This window comes from uncultured Halopseudomonas sp., assembly GCF_963977355.1.
Taxonomy (GTDB): Bacteria; Pseudomonadota; Gammaproteobacteria; order Pseudomonadales; family Pseudomonadaceae; genus Halopseudomonas.
On the sequence record NZ_CAXBOV010000009.1, the window covers coordinates 121,867 to 136,185 of the forward strand.

Consider the following 14,319-nt stretch of genomic DNA (forward strand, 5'->3'; position numbering starts at 1 on the left):
ATTATTCCGCCACCAACCCACAACAACTGCATGCGGGGTCCCTGCGCACTCGCATCTCACGAAAACGACTGCCAAGCGCATCCACCAGAAGCAGGCGCCCGATCAGGGGCTCGCCAAAACCGGCCAGAAGCTTTAGCGCTTCCAGCGCCTGTAGACTGCCGATTACACCCACTAGTGGCCCCACCACGCCGGCTTCACTACAGCTCAATGCCGTTTCCTCGCCACTTCCGTACAGACATTGGTAGCAGGGACTGTCTTCGCGACGGGAGTCGAACACACTGAGCTGGCCCTCGAGCCTTATCGCGGCACCTGATACCAATGGTCGGCGCTGGGCAACACAGGCTGCATTCACTGCCTGGCGCGTGGCAAAGTTGTCACAGCAGTCGACCACCAGGTCGACACTCGACACTGCGTCGACCAGATCCTGTCCGGCCAGGGACTGCTCGATCAGAACGGTTTCAACCCCGGGATTGAGAGCTTTCACGCTATGCGCGGCCGATGAGACCTTTGCCTGGCCGACATTATCAGTCTGGTGGATGATCTGACGTTGCAGGTTGGTCAGATCCACATGATCATGATCGGCCAGTACCAGAGTGCCGACGCCCGCAGCTGCAAGATACATCGCAACGGGTGCGCCCAGGCCGCCCAAACCGACGATCAGCACTCGACTCTGGAGCAGACGCTGCTGTCCTTCGATGTCAATCTGAGCCAGTAATATCTGCCGGCTGTAGCGAAGCAGCTGCAGATCATCCACGCCACTGCCCTCCACTGATGCGGTACTGACCACCCAGATCCTGCCAGGAGCGGGTCAGCTGAAAACCGCGATCAACGAGCAGGGCTACAACCGCGTCGGCCTGCTGCCAGCCATGTTCGAGCAACAGCCAGCCATCTGTGTGCAGATAATCGGGGGCCTGAGAAACGATATGCCGGATGGCGTCCAATCCATCGGCGCCGCTAACCAGCGCAGTGGCGGGCTCGTAGCGCACATCACCACATCGCAGATGCGGATCGTCGGCGCTGATGTAGGGCGGGTTGGATACAACAAGATCGAAAGACTCATGTTCCAGCGCGGCAAACCAGTCGCTGGTTTTGAGCTGAACGTTCTCCAGGCCCAGACGCTTGCGATTGACTTCGGCCAGTTCGACAGCAGCTGGCACAAGGTCGGTTGCCATGATGCTCCAGTAGCGTCGCTCACTTGCTAGCGCCAGCGCGACAGCGCCCGTACCCGTACCCATATCCAGTACACGCGCCCTGCCAAGCGGCCCCAGCTCCAGGGCCAGCTCCACCAGGCGCTCGGTATCAGGTCGCGGAATCAGCGTGGCGTCGCTGACTTGCAAATCCAGACTCCAGAAACCCTGCGCGCCCAGCAGGTAGGCTACGGGTTCACCGGCCCGGCGGCGCTCTATCAGTCCCTGAAACAGCTCGAGACGTTGAGGGTCGAGTACATATTCGGGCCAGGTATGTAAAAAGCTGCGCGGCTTGCGCAGCACGTGCGCCAATATCAGCTCGGCGTCCAGGGCTGCGGTGGGTGAGTCAGGCAGATCAGCATCTGCCAGCAACTGCGCCAGGGTTTGCATCAAACGTGTTCCAGGGCCGCCAGTTGGTCCGCCTGATATTCGCGCAGCAGCGGATCAATCACCTGATCCAGATTGCCCTGCACGACATCATCCAGACTGTAGAGCGTGAGATTGATACGGTGATCGGTCACTCTGCCCTGGGGAAAATTGTAGGTGCGTATGCGCTCGGAGCGATCGCCGGAGCCAACCAGAGACCGCCGCGTATCAGACATTTCCTTTTCCTGCGCTTCTCGCTGCAGATTATCCAGCCGAGCCTGCAGCAGGCTCATCGCGCGAGCCCGGTTCTTGTGCTGGGATCGTTCTTCCTGACACTCAACCACTATCCCGGTGGGCAGGTGAGTCAGGCGAATGGCCGAATCGGTCTTGTTCACGTGCTGACCACCAGCGCCCGAGGAGCGATAGGTATCGACCCGCAGATCGCCAGCATTGATTTCTATCTGAGCCTGCTCATCGAGTTCCGGCATGATTGCAACGGTGCAGGCAGACGTATGGATGCGCCCCTGGGATTCGGTTTCCGGTACGCGCTGCACCCGATGCGCGCCTGACTCGAACTTGAGTTTGGAGTAAACGTTCTGCCCCTCGACCCGGGCAATCACTTCCTTGAAGCCACCATGTTCCCCGCCGCTCTCCGAGAGAATCTCGATACGCCAGCCCTGACGCTCGGCATATTTGCCATACATGCGGAACAGGTCTCCGGCGAAGATCGCCGCCTCATCGCCACCAGTGCCAGCACGTACCTCGAGAAAAACGTTGCGCTCGTCGTTGGGATCTTTGGGTAGCAATAAAAAGTTCAGCTGCTCTTCCAGCGCCTCGAGCCTGGCCTCGCACTGGGCCGCGTCTTCTTCTGCCATCTCGCGCAGATCGGGGTCGGCATCCTTGAGCAGACTGCGCGCCTCATCAAGATCGGCGCGTACCTTCTGCCAATCGATATAGCACGCGATGGTCGCATCCAGCTCGGCATACTCCTTGGAGTAGGCCCTGAAGCGTTTCTGATCGCTGATGACCTCGGCATCACTGAGTAACGCCGAGAGCTCCTCGAAACGCTCCTGCATGATGTCCAGGCGGTTCAACAGGGAAGCTTTCATGGTTCGCCTTGTATGGTGGTAACGTCGTCGAGCGCAAAGAGTTCCTGAGCCAGCGCCAGTGCCTCGGCACGGCCTTCGGCGGTCATCTGCTTGAGCTGGACGCTGGGATCGTGGAGCAGTTTATTGGTCAGCGCCCTGGCCATTTCGACCATGACCACCGCAGGATCGGCACCACGATCAAGTCGCGCCTGCGCTTTTGCAAGTTCCTGGTCTCTGAGAGATTCGGCCTTTAACCGGTAACGGCGCAGCACGTCCACCGCAGCCAGGGCCCGCAAGCGCTGCATGAATTCGGCGGTACCCAGAACAATCATGCGTTCCGCTGCCTCGGCGGCATCCTGGCGTGACCGCATGTTGTCTTCAATCACTTCGTGCAGATCGTCCACCGAATACAGGTAGACATCGGCCAACTCTCCTACTTCCGGTTCGATATCCCGCGGTACGGCAATATCGACCATGAACATGGGTTTGCGCCGCCGCTGCTTGAGCGCCCGCTCCACGGCTCCCTTGCCGAGGATCGGCAAGGGACTGGCGGTAGAACTGATGACAATATCGCACTGCGACAGAAAATCCGGTATCTGGTTGAGCACGATCGCCTGCCCACCCAATGGACCGCTGAGCAGTTCGGCACGCTCCAGCGTGCGGTTGGCGACAATAATCTTTCCTACACCCTGTTCGAACAGGTGCCTTGCCACCAGCGCGATAGTTTCACCGGCACCGATCAGCAAGGCCGTACTGCGGCGCAGATCGGAAAAGATCTGTTTGGCCAGGCTGACAGAGGCAAAGGCAACTGAAACCGGGTTCTCTCCGATGGCCGTGTCAGTGCGCACCTGTTTCGCGGTATTGAACGTGCTCTGGAAAAGCCGGTCCAGATAAGGTCCGAGCGTTCCGGCGCTGCGCGCAGACTGCCAGGCATCCTTCATCTGCCCGAAAATCTGCGGTTCGCCCAGCACCATGGAATCCAGCCCTGCAGCCACCCGCATCATGTGGGACACGGCATGCTCATCGCTGTGCTGATAGCTACAGGCCCGCAATTGCTCGACGGGCATACGATGGAATGCGGCGAACCAGGCAATAATGCAGTCAGGATCGAGATGATCCTGGGAACAATAGATCTCGGTGCGATTACAGGTCGATAAGATGGCTACTTCCTGGGTGCCCGTTTCGTCGCGCAGGCGCTGCAGCGCTCCGGTCAATTGCTCGGGGCCGAATGCCAGCCGCTCGCGCACATCGACTGCGGCGGTTCTGTGATTAATCCCGAATGCGAGAAAGCCCATGGTGTCCTGTTTATCTGAACATAGCGCGCAATTGTCCTATGTATGACAGTGCCGATCAATTCCCTTGACCCTGTGGGTTTGCAACAGATCCTGTGTCATGATGATTATCTTGACGAACACCATCAGAGTCCCCATGAGCGCAACCACCAAGGCTGTATTTCTCCGACTGCCAATGCCCTGCGTACTGGCCCTGACTCTCGTGCTGGCCGGATGCGCCGTTACGCAGCGCGAATCAGCGCCGCCACCAAGTGCAGCGCCCCCCACTGTCGAAAAAGCCGAAGAACCTGAGGTGTACGGCCAATTTACCCGTGACACCCTCTTCGACCTGATGGTCGCGGAAATTGCAGGCCAGCGGAACAGATACGATATTGCCCTCGACAACTATCTGCAGCAGGCACACAAGACCCGGGATGCAGGCGTAGTCGAGCGCGCAATGCGCGTAGCCGAGTTCCTTGGCGCCCATCCGCCGGCTCTGGAAATGGCGATACTCTGGACCGAGGTCGATCCCGACAACCCCGAGGCCTTCCGTGCTGCAGCTCTGCACCAAGCCAGGGCCGGCCAGCATGAGCGTGCCATGTATTCCATGCAACAGGTTCTGGATATGCATGGCGAAACTCATTTTGACTTTCTTGCCCTTGCCGCAGCGCAAACCGATGAACCCACACGCGCAGCCATGCTTGAAAGCATTAGCCAGCTTCTGGAAAAGAACCCGCAGAACGCCCAACTGGTGTTTGCCAAGGCCCTGCTGTTGCAACAAAGCGGTGATGACGACGCTGCACTGGCGGTACTCGATCAGCATCCGCAAGCCGCCGCTGTTGCGCCTGCATTAATGCTACAAGCGCGCGTGCTGGCTGGACGAGGCCAAGATCAGGATGCTATCGGTATATTGCAAGAGGGGCTGATCGCGCACCCCGGCGACACACGGATGCGCCTGCTGCTCGCCCGCCTGCTGGTTTCCACGGGTGACCTGGAAGCCGCCAGCAGTCAATTTTCTACCTTGATCAAACAGAACCCCGGTGACAGCGACCTGCTTTTGTCATTGGCTCTGGTTCATCTGGAAAACAACCAGTTTGCACAGGCCGCCCGGGATCTCGAGCAACTCATCGAAATAGAACCTGAGAACAATACCGCCCTGTACCACCTGGGCATTGCCTATCGCGAGCTGGAACGCAACGAAGCGGCTCTGCGGGTCTGGCTTCAGGTACAGTCTGGACGCGAGTATCTCGGCTCTCGTCTGCAGGTTAGTCAACTACTGGCAGAGCAGGGCAAGTATGAAGAACTGGGGCAAACCATGCTCGCCGAGCGGGCCTCCAATCCCGACCTGGCGCTGCAACTCTATCTGATCGAGATCGAGACGCTGGCCGACCATGCGCCGGAAATCGCCCGTTTACGTGTCGATCAGGCCCTTGAAGCCTTCAAGCTCGATACCAATCTTCTCTATGCCCGCGCAATGTTGGCCGAGGACGCTGGAGACGTCGCCGCAATGGAACAGGATTTACGGCGCATCCTGCAGAACGACCCAGACAACGCCATGGTATTGAACGCACTGGGTTACACCCTGGCTGATCGCAATGAAAAGCTGGATGAAGCGCTACAGCTGATTGAGCGAGCCGCAGCACTGGAGCCTGATGATCCGGCCATCACCGACAGCCTTGGCTGGGTGCACTATCGACTGGGCAACCTCGATCTGGCCGAAACCTATTTGAGAAAAGCCTATGAGGTGTACCCTGACGACGAGGTTGCCGCCCACCTGGGAGAGGTTTTATGGGTACGCGGCAAACACAGGGAAGCCCGTCGGATCTGGGATGAAGCATTGCAGAACGACCCGCAAAGCCAGCTCATCCGCTCAACTCGCCAACGTCTGGAAGCCAACTGATTTATGTATTTGCTGCGCCCCCTCCTCCTGATTTTTCTGAGCACCGTGCTGGCTGCCTGTAGCAACCTTCACCAGCGTGAAACACTTGATTTCGGCGGCGATGGCGCTGCCTGGCAGGCTCATCGCGCCACGGTCTTACCGATACAGAGCTGGACCCTGCAGGGCAAGATAGGGCTACGCTCACCGGAGGAATCGGGCAGCGGCACTCTGACCTGGCTACAACGGCAAGATGCCTATGACATTCGCATTTCAGGCCCACTGGGCCGAGGAGCCACTCGACTGCAGGGCAACCAACTGGGCGTCACGCTCGACATGGCCGGCCAACCAACTCTCCAGGCAGGCTCTGCCGAGGAGCTTCTGGAACAGCAAACCGGCTGGCGTCTGCCGGTAGAACACCTGACCTGGTGGGTACGTGGACTACCCGCACCCGACAGTGCCAGCCGTCTGCAACTTGATCAGCAGAGCCGCCTAGCACGTCTGGCCCAGGCTGGCTGGACCGTGGAATATAGTCGGTACCAGGAGGTCGGTGGACTGCAATTACCCCAGCGCTTGCAGATGTCGGCCGGAGATATATTGCTGACCATGGTCATTACCCAATGGGATCTGCCAGCCCAGCCATGAAACCGCTGCAATCGCCTGCTTCAGACTCTTTCATCAGCCAGTTGAGCCTGCCGGCGCCGGCCAAGCTCAACCTGTTCCTGCACGTTACCGGGCGGCGACCGGACGGCTATCACAGCCTGCAAACGGTATTTCTGTTCATCGACAGGTGCGACACCCTGCATTTCGGTCCCAGGGAGGATGGCAAACTTGTCCTGCACAGTTCACTGCCGGGTGTCGCTGCAGAGGACAATCTTATTATCCGCGCCGCACGCCTGCTCCAACAGGCAAGCGGTTGCAGCCTGGGCGCAGATATCGGCCTCGACAAGAATCTACCTATGGGTGGCGGTATTGGCGGTGGCAGCTCTGACGCCGCGACCACGCTTCTTGGCCTCAACCATCTTTGGCAAACCGGGCTGACTCTTGAGCAGCTGGCTGGTCTGGGCCTATCCCTGGGCGCCGACGTCCCGGTATTCGTGCTCGGCAGGGCCGCCTGGGCGGAAGGGGTCGGCGAGATATTGACTCCGGTAGCTCTGGAGGAACCCTGGTATGTCGTCGCCGTACCCGATTGCCAGGTGAGTACAGCACAGATTTTTTCCGATGAGAGGTTGACGCGTGACACCCAGCCCATTACATTAGCGGCCTTCCGTGATGGCGGCGGTCATAATGATTGTCTACCAGTAGCGGAAGCGTGTTATCCAGAAATACGTAACACGTTGATCTTGCTAAACAATTATTGTGAGGCTAAGATGACAGGAACTGGCAGTTGTGTGTTTGGGGCCTTCCCAAACGAACGCGAAGCTGATAAAGTTCGCGCCCGGTTGCCAGCCACTCTGCAAACCTTTGTTGCACGCGGTTGTAACGTTTCACCGTTACATCAGGCGCTCTTCAAAGCGGCGTAAAAAGGATGCAACCGAGCATCCGGACAGTTGTTACAGGGGCGTAGCCAAGCGGTAAGGCAGCGGGTTTTGATCCCGCCATGCGTTGGTTCGAATCCAGCCGCCCCTGCCATTTTCTCCGGCAGCAATCATTACACCTTGAATCCGGTTGTGACTGGATCGAGTGCTTTAATGCATCCGACCTGCCAACGGTTTCAATCGCACCGACCACTACCCAGATAAGGTAATGCAGCGTGTCCAAGATGATGGTTTTCGCGGGGAACGCCAACCCCGATCTGGCACGACGCGTCGTGCGTCAATTGCACATTCCCCTGGGCGACGCTTCCGTCGGCCGGTTCAGCGATGGTGAAGTCACCGTCGAGCTGAATGAGAACGTGCGAGGCAAGGATGTATTCATCATCCAGCCAACCTGCGCTCCGACAAACGATAATCTGATGGAGCTGGTGATCATGGCCGATGCGCTGCGCCGCTCCTCGGCAGCGCGTATCACCGCGGTGATGCCCTACTTCGGCTACGCCCGTCAGGACCGTCGTCCGCGCTCGGCCCGCGTTTCCATAAGCGCCAAGGTATGCGCCGACATGCTCGACACCGTCGGTGTTGATCGCGTTCTTACTGTTGATCTGCACGCTGATCAGATCCAGGGCTTTTTCGATATCCCAGTCGATAACATCTACGGCTCGCCTGTTCTGGTCGACGACCTGATTGCCCAGCGGCACGACAACCTGATGATCGTTTCTCCGGACATCGGCGGCGTAGTCCGGGCCCGTGCGGTAGCCAAGCAGTTGAGCGTCGATCTGGCGATTATTGACAAGCGTCGGCCCAAAGCCAACCAGTCTGAAGTCATGCACATCATCGGTGACGTAGAAGGTCGTAACTGTATTCTTATCGACGACATGGTCGATACCGCGGGCACGCTGTGCCATGCCGCGTCCGCACTGAAAGACCACGGCGCTGCGAAAGTCTTTGCCTATGCCACACACCCGGTGCTGTCCGGCAAGGCAATCGAGAACATTACCAACTCCAAGCTCGACGAGCTGGTGGTCACCAACACCATCCCGCTTTCAGGTCCGGCTACCGCCTGTGACCGTATACGTCAATTGGACATGGCGCCGATTATCGCCGAGGCGATGCGTCGCATCAGCAACGAAGAATCCATTAGCGCCATGTTCCGTTAGGAACAGGGCACTGGGTAAGCATCCCGGCTGATGACAGCCGGGTTTATATCAATCATCCGATGCGCTGGTCGCAAGTGCCCGGATGTTCAGCGAGGAGACTAACTATGGTCGACTTCACATTAAGAGCGATAGCGCGTGACGATTTGGGGAAAGGTGCGAGCCGCCGCCTGCGTCGTAACGCAGATATGGCACCGGCAATCATCTATGGTGGTTCCAAAGAGCCGCAAAGCGTTTCCCTGGAAGCCCGCGAACTGAAAAAGGCCTTGGAAAACGAAGCCTTCTTCTCGCACATCATCAAGCTTGATGTTGACGGCAAGAACCAGAACGTACTGCTCAAGGCACTGCAGCGTCATCCGGCTAAGGGTCACGTAATGCACGCCGATCTGCTGCGCGTTGTCGCAGGTCACGAAGTAACCGTTCTGGTACCACTGCACTTCATCAACGAGAAGACCAGCGTTGGCGTCAAGCAGGGTGGCGGCATCGTCTCCCACACCATGACGGAAGTTGAAGTTCACTGCCTGCCCAAGGATCTGCCCGAGTTTATCGAAGTGGACATGGCAGAAGTCGAGCTCAACGGTACTGTTCACCTGTCGGATCTGAAACTGCCCAAGGGTGTGAGCCTCACCGCTCTGTCCCAGGGAGCAGACCACGATCTGCCGGTTGCCAACATTCACGCTCCTCGCGTAGCTGTTGAGGAAGATGAAGCTGGCGAAGAAGCTTCGAAGGATGAAGGCGAGGAATCAGCGGAGTAATTGACCGCTGAGACCCATAAGGGGCGCCCCGTTGTGACGCAGGGAATCAAGTTGATCGTCGGTCTGGGTAACCCTGGACCTGAATATGAACTGACCCGTCACAACGCGGGCGCCCTTTTTGTTGCCCGTCTGGCAGACAAGCACAATGTGCAGCTACGCCAGGAGAGCAAGTTTTTTGGACTGACTGGCCGCTTTACTCTGGATGGCCAGGATGTCCGACTACTGATTCCCACCACATTCATGAACCGCAGTGGTCAGGCTGTTGCCGCACTGGCCGGTTTTTACCGTATTGAACCGCAAGAAATTCTGGTAGCCCACGACGAACTCGACCTTCCACCAGGCGTCGTCAAGTGCAAACAGGGTGGTGGTACCGGCGGACATAACGGTTTGAAAGACATACTTGCCCGTATGGGCAATCAGAATACCTTTTATCGCTTGCGACTTGGCATTGGCCACCCCGGCCACAGCTCGCAGGTGACCGGCTTTGTACTGGGCCGTGCGCCCAAGGCCGAACAGGAAGCCCTGGAAGCCTGCGTTGATGAAGCCATCCGCGAACTTCCCGGCATTATTAGTGGCGACTGGACCAAGGTCATGCAGCGCCTGCACAGTTTCAAAGTCTGATTACACTATTCGCCGCCGTGCGGCAGAGGACACCAGTATGGGATTCAATTGCGGTATCGTCGGTCTGCCCAACGTCGGCAAGTCCACCCTGTTCAATGCTCTGACCAAATCAGGCATCGCGGCAGAAAACTTTCCCTTCTGCACCATCGAGCCTAACAGCGGCATCGTCCCCATGCCCGATCCGCGCCTGGACGCCCTGGCAGCTATCGTCAAGCCACAGAAGACTCTGCCTACCACAATGGAGTTCGTTGATATCGCCGGCCTGGTAGCGGGCGCCTCCAAGGGCGAAGGGCTGGGTAACAAGTTCCTCGCCAACATACGCGAGACCGATGCCATCGCCCACGTGGTGCGCTGCTTCGAAGACGAGAACGTGATCCATGTATCCAACAGTGTTGATCCCAAGCGCGATATCGAAATCATCGACCTGGAACTGATCTTTGCTGACCTGGATAGCTGCGAAAAGCAGCTCTACAAGGTTACCCGCAACGCCAAGGGCGGCGACAAGGAAGCCGTGGCGCAGAAGAGCCTGCTGGAAAAGCTGATCCCGCATTTCAGCGAAGGCAAGCCGGCGCGCTCCTTGATCAAGAGTCTGAGCCCTGAAGAAAAGCAGTTGATCAAGAGCTTTCACCTGCTGACCAGCAAGCCGGTCATGTACATTGCCAACGTGTCTGAAGACGGCTTCGAAAACAACCCGCACCTGGATGTGGTCAATGCCATTGCTGCAGAGGAAGGTGCGCTTGTGGTGCCCGTCTGCAACAAGATCGAAGCCGAGATAGCCGAACTCGACGATGGCGAAGAAAAGGACATGTTCCTTGAGTCGCTGGGACTTGAAGAGCCGGGTCTCAATCGAGTGATCCGGGCTGGCTACAGCTTGCTCGACCTGCAGACCTATTTCACCGCCGGCGTCAAAGAAGTACGCGCCTGGACTGTCAAGGTCGGCGCTACCGCGCCCCAGTCTGCGGCCGCTATTCATACCGACTTCGAGAAGGGCTTTATCCGAGCCGAAGTCATCGCCTATGACGACTTTATTCAGTACAACGGCGAAGCCGGCGCTAAAGAAGCTGGAAAATGGCGTTTGGAAGGCAAGGAATATATCGTCAAGGATGGCGACGTGATGCATTTCCGCTTCAACGTCTGAGTTTTTCAGAAGCGAATCGCTCCCCCGCCTGCCATTGCAGTCGGGGGATTTTTTTGCCCGACGCTAACGCTTCAGAACTTAAAGGCGCAGAAACACAACAGCCGTTTCCCTTCCCTTTTCCTCGTTTTCGCTACCCATCAGCCTGAAGGCAGTGGACCTTGAACCTCAGTTGGAAACCACCATGTCCCACGGCTGGTTCATCGCCCTGGCCTTCGAGATCAGCGACTTCGGGGCGTTTGACGATATATTCGGCAAATACCCAGCAGGCAGCTGTACTGGCACTGCCCGCAGCCCATGCCATACTGGAGGGGAAATCCACCGGGTACCTCTGATCCAATGTCAAAACGCAACAAGTCTCTGGCCATCGGTTTACTGTCGGCCATGTTCGTATATTGCCTGCTGGGCTTTCTGCTGCTGCCGGGCCTCGCGCTACACCTGATAAACAGTCAGCTGGAGCAGCGTGTCAACGTACCCGCACAGCTGGACAGTCTGGAGTTCAACCCTTTTAGCCTGGAGCTTACCCTGGGCCGGTTGGAAATAGGCGAACCTGAAGATCCCGTCCTGAGCTTCCAGCGGCTGTACGTCAACCTGCAAATCAGCAGCCTGTGGAGTGACGCGCTGGAGCTTGAGAGCCTGACTATTGAGCGGGCCAGAGTGGCGGCCACACTCCAGGAGTCTGGCGCGCTGAATCTGGCTCAACTACTCAATACACCTGATCAAACGCAGGATCCTGCCGGGAACGAAGCCGCAGCGCCCTTTCCCCTGCGCATCGCCCAGCTAAAGCTGGTTGAAAGCCGCCTACGCTTTAGGGATGAGCAGCCGACGACGGCGGTACAAGCCAACCTCGAACAGATCAATCTTGAAGCCCAGCAATTCAGCACGCTACCCGGAGAGCGCGCAGAACTGAGTCTGCGGGCTGAAGGACCGTCGAGCTCGCAACTTAGGCTTCAGGCTAATATGGCGATAGCGCCACTCAGCTCCGCCGGCACACTCAGCATTGACGGGCTGCCGCTTTCGCCCTTCTGGCCCTACGTACGAGATATCGTCGAACTCAGACTTCAGGACGGCGTGCTCAGCACCCGCTTCGATTATCAGATGGACCTGGCGGAAGACCTCAGCCTGAATCTCGATAAAGCCAGCGCTACCCTGTCGTCATTCGGTATTACTTCACCCCAGGGCGATCCTCTGGCAAACCTGGCCCAACTGCATATTGATGGAGTCTCACTGGATCTGGCGGAGCGCTCCGTGCGTATGGGCTCTATTCGCAGTCGCGAGTTGGAAGCCTGGATAAGCCGGGCAGAAGACGGCCAGCTCAACTGGCAAGCGCTACTTCCCGCCGCGCCGGACAACGCTCAACCGCAAGCAGGCGCTAGCTGGCGCATCCGCCTGCCCGATGTTCAATTACGTGATTACCGTGTGAATCTCACCGACAAACAACCGGACAAACCAGTCGACCTGACGTTGAGCTCACTGGACGTGGAGCTGACCGGCTTTGACAGTGCTAGTGATGATCCCTTTGACCTGAGCCTCGAAACGCAGATCAATGACGCAGGTCGCATCGCCGCCAAAGGCCAGGCCAGGCTTGACCCGGTCAGCCTGGATCTGCAGGTCACTGCCCAGGATCTAGATGTAAAACTGGCCCAGGCTTACCTGGATCCTTTCATTCGGATAAGTGTTCGCGATGGCAGGCTCAGCTCCACGGCCCACGTCCAGCTTGAGTCAATCGATCCGCTGGCACTCAGTATCGAAGCCGAAGCTGAGCTTTACGATCTGCATATAGTCGATTCCGTAGAAAATCGGGATCTAGTCCGGTGGGAGCGTCTCAGCCTTGACGGCATCGTCTACCGCGATAACGGTCTGGCAGTGGAGCACGCGCAACTACTGAAACCCTACGCGCGCATCATCATCAACCAGGACCTGTCCACGAACCTCGGCAACCTTGTCATCGAGCAACCCGACGCTGGTGACCAGACCGAGCGCGCTCCTATGGGCATTCGCATCGGCGCCATAGGCATCGAACAGGGCTCCTTGAACTTCGCTGATTTCAGTCTCCAGCCCAATGTTGCACTCACGCTGGAAGAGCTGAGTGGCCGAATCGGTACATTGGACAGCCAGAACGCCGATCCCGCAGAACTGAATCTGAGCGGACAGGTTGACCGCTACGCCCCGGTCAAGGTGTCGGGCACACTGACGCCCTTCGACCCTCTCAACAGTCTGGATATAGAAGCCAGCTTCAAGGATATCGAGCTCACCACATTGAGTCCCTACGCCCGCAAATTTGCCGGCTATCGCATTCGTAAGGGACGACTCGATCTGGATCTGCACTACCGTATCAACGCTGGCAGGCTCGAGGCGGATAACCAGGTGCTTCTGCGCGATCTGCAACTGGGCGAACGGGTCGATAGTCCCAATGCTGTGGATTTGCCCGTACGGCTGGCAGTAGCCTTATTGAAAGATGGCAAGGGGAATATCAACATCACCCTGCCGGTGCAGGGGGATCTGAGAAATCCCGACTTCGATATCATGCCGGTGATCTGGCAAAGCCTCGGCAACCTGCTCTCACGGGCAGCCACCGCGCCGTTCCGCTTTATCGCCAATCTGGTTGGCGACAACAACGATGATCTCAGCCAGGTACTATTTTCCCCCGGAGCAGCAGAACTGGACGCACGGGCCAGACAGCAGCTAGATACTCTGGCCAGCGCCCTGAAGGAGCGCCCAACGCTGCGCCTGGAGGTCGAAGGCATGAGCTCTTCCGCAGAGGACGGCCATCTAGTGGCACAACAACGTCTGGACCGGGAGCTGAGCCTCCGCTGGAAGAAAATCGTGGACCAGGGACAAGCCGGCCCCTCTGACGCCCAGGCCGGCGTGCCAGATGAAGAAATCTCCAGGCTGCTGGCGGGCATATACCAGGAACGACTGAAGCAGGAGGTCCCCGACGAGTGGTCTGGACTGAGCGCCGAGGCGCGGAATGAGCGCGTGCGCGATGCCATCCTCGAGACCTGGGTGGGCAGCGAAGCCTTACTCAGACGCCTGGCGCAGGAGCGCAATGAAAGCATCAAGGCCTACCTTGTCGACAAGGCTGGCCTCTCGGCTCAACGCGTGCAACTTCTGGACGTCGGTGTCGAAGCCATCGCCGAAAACGGTGGAGTACCCACAACCCTGCACCTGGGCGTCGAATAGGCGTCCGGGACAACTCACTGCTCGAAAGTTAACCGGTTGATAAGAAAGGTAAATAAATCGCGCGGAGTGCTTGACTTTAGAACCGCGCAACTGAATAATGCGCAGCCTCGGATGGCTACATAGCTCAGTTGGTTAGAGCACAGCA

Annotated in this window: 12 protein-coding genes and 1 tRNA gene; 9 read left to right on the forward strand and 4 right to left on the reverse strand. The window is 58.0% G+C overall.

Features of this window, described 5'->3' with window-relative positions:
- Position 1: 1 nt before the first annotated feature.
- Genes AAC076_RS06700 through hemA form a run of 4 tightly spaced genes read right to left on the reverse strand, consistent with a single transcriptional unit; the run spans position 2 to position 3,936 of the window.
- The gene (locus AAC076_RS06700) at positions 2–754 is read right to left on the reverse strand and encodes a molybdopterin-synthase adenylyltransferase MoeB (protein ID WP_339843816.1); all 753 of its coding nucleotides are present in this window, start codon (positions 752–754) and stop codon (positions 2–4) included.
- Positions 747–1,577 (reverse strand): peptide chain release factor N(5)-glutamine methyltransferase, encoded by an 831-nt coding sequence (gene prmC, locus AAC076_RS06705; RefSeq protein WP_339843817.1) that lies wholly within the window; start codon positions 1,575–1,577, stop codon positions 747–749. The genes AAC076_RS06700 and prmC overlap by 8 nt, the downstream gene beginning before the upstream one ends.
- Positions 1,577–2,662: a peptide chain release factor 1 gene (gene prfA, locus AAC076_RS06710; RefSeq protein WP_339843818.1), complete on the reverse strand. Its 1,086-nt coding sequence runs from the start codon at positions 2,660–2,662 to the stop codon at positions 1,577–1,579. The genes prmC and prfA overlap by 1 nt, the downstream gene beginning before the upstream one ends.
- Entirely contained in the window at positions 2,659–3,936 is a 1,278-nt protein-coding gene (hemA, locus tag AAC076_RS06715; protein WP_339843820.1) for a glutamyl-tRNA reductase, read from the reverse strand. The genes prfA and hemA overlap by 4 nt, the downstream gene beginning before the upstream one ends.
- Before the next feature lie 133 nt (positions 3,937–4,069).
- Between hemA and AAC076_RS06720 the strand changes: the two genes are divergently transcribed.
- The 9 genes from AAC076_RS06720 to AAC076_RS06760 all read left to right on the forward strand — a co-directional run bounded on the left by AAC076_RS06720 (position 4,070) and on the right by AAC076_RS06760 (position 14,174).
- A complete protein-coding gene (locus AAC076_RS06720; RefSeq protein WP_339843822.1) occupies positions 4,070–5,812 on the forward strand; it encodes a tetratricopeptide repeat protein in 1,743 nt (580 codons plus the stop codon).
- A 3-nt stretch (positions 5,813–5,815) separates the two neighbouring features.
- Positions 5,816–6,433: a lipoprotein insertase outer membrane protein LolB gene (gene lolB / locus AAC076_RS06725; RefSeq protein ID WP_339843824.1), complete on the forward strand. Its 618-nt coding sequence runs from the start codon at positions 5,816–5,818 to the stop codon at positions 6,431–6,433.
- Positions 6,430–7,311: a 4-(cytidine 5'-diphospho)-2-C-methyl-D-erythritol kinase gene (ispE, locus tag AAC076_RS06730; RefSeq protein ID WP_339843826.1), complete on the forward strand. Its 882-nt coding sequence runs from the start codon at positions 6,430–6,432 to the stop codon at positions 7,309–7,311. Before lolB ends, ispE begins: the two co-directional genes overlap by 4 nt.
- Before the next feature lie 34 nt (positions 7,312–7,345).
- Positions 7,346–7,420 (forward strand) — tRNA-Gln (locus AAC076_RS06735).
- 121 nt (positions 7,421–7,541) lie between these two features.
- The gene (locus AAC076_RS06740; RefSeq protein WP_339843828.1) at positions 7,542–8,483 is read left to right on the forward strand and encodes a ribose-phosphate pyrophosphokinase; all 942 of its coding nucleotides are present in this window, start codon (positions 7,542–7,544) and stop codon (positions 8,481–8,483) included.
- Between the two features lie 104 nt (positions 8,484–8,587).
- A complete protein-coding gene (locus tag AAC076_RS06745) occupies positions 8,588–9,235 on the forward strand; it encodes a 50S ribosomal protein L25/general stress protein Ctc (RefSeq protein WP_339843830.1) in 648 nt (215 codons plus the stop codon).
- Between the two features lie 33 nt (positions 9,236–9,268).
- On the forward strand, positions 9,269–9,856 hold the full coding sequence (gene pth / locus AAC076_RS06750; RefSeq protein WP_339843832.1) for an aminoacyl-tRNA hydrolase: 588 nt from the start codon (positions 9,269–9,271) through the stop codon (positions 9,854–9,856).
- Positions 9,857–9,893: 37 nt separating this feature from the next.
- On the forward strand, positions 9,894–10,994 hold the full coding sequence (ychF, locus tag AAC076_RS06755; protein ID WP_339843834.1) for a redox-regulated ATPase YchF: 1,101 nt from the start codon (positions 9,894–9,896) through the stop codon (positions 10,992–10,994).
- A gap of 336 nt (positions 10,995–11,330) precedes the next feature.
- Positions 11,331–14,174 (forward strand): DUF748 domain-containing protein, encoded by a 2,844-nt coding sequence (locus AAC076_RS06760; protein WP_339843836.1) that lies wholly within the window; start codon positions 11,331–11,333, stop codon positions 14,172–14,174.
- Positions 14,175–14,319: the final 145 nt, after the last annotated feature.

Coding starts and splice junctions, on each gene's coding strand:
- prmC (WP_339843817.1), bottom strand. CDS start 1,577: ATGCAAACCCTGGCGCAGTTGCTGGCAGATGCTGATCTGCCTGACTCA.
- prfA (WP_339843818.1), bottom strand. CDS start 2,662: ATGAAAGCTTCCCTGTTGAACCGCCTGGACATCATGCAGGAGCGTTTC.
- hemA (WP_339843820.1), bottom strand. CDS start 3,936: ATGGGCTTTCTCGCATTCGGGATTAATCACAGAACCGCCGCAGTCGAT.
- AAC076_RS06720 (WP_339843822.1), top strand. CDS start 4,070: ATGAGCGCAACCACCAAGGCTGTATTTCTCCGACTGCCAATGCCCTGC.
- lolB (WP_339843824.1), top strand. CDS start 5,816: ATGTATTTGCTGCGCCCCCTCCTCCTGATTTTTCTGAGCACCGTGCTG.
- ispE (WP_339843826.1), top strand. CDS start 6,430: ATGAAACCGCTGCAATCGCCTGCTTCAGACTCTTTCATCAGCCAGTTG.
- AAC076_RS06745 (WP_339843830.1), top strand. CDS start 8,588: ATGGTCGACTTCACATTAAGAGCGATAGCGCGTGACGATTTGGGGAAA.
- ychF (WP_339843834.1), top strand. CDS start 9,894: ATGGGATTCAATTGCGGTATCGTCGGTCTGCCCAACGTCGGCAAGTCC.
- AAC076_RS06760 (WP_339843836.1), top strand. CDS start 11,331: ATGTCAAAACGCAACAAGTCTCTGGCCATCGGTTTACTGTCGGCCATG.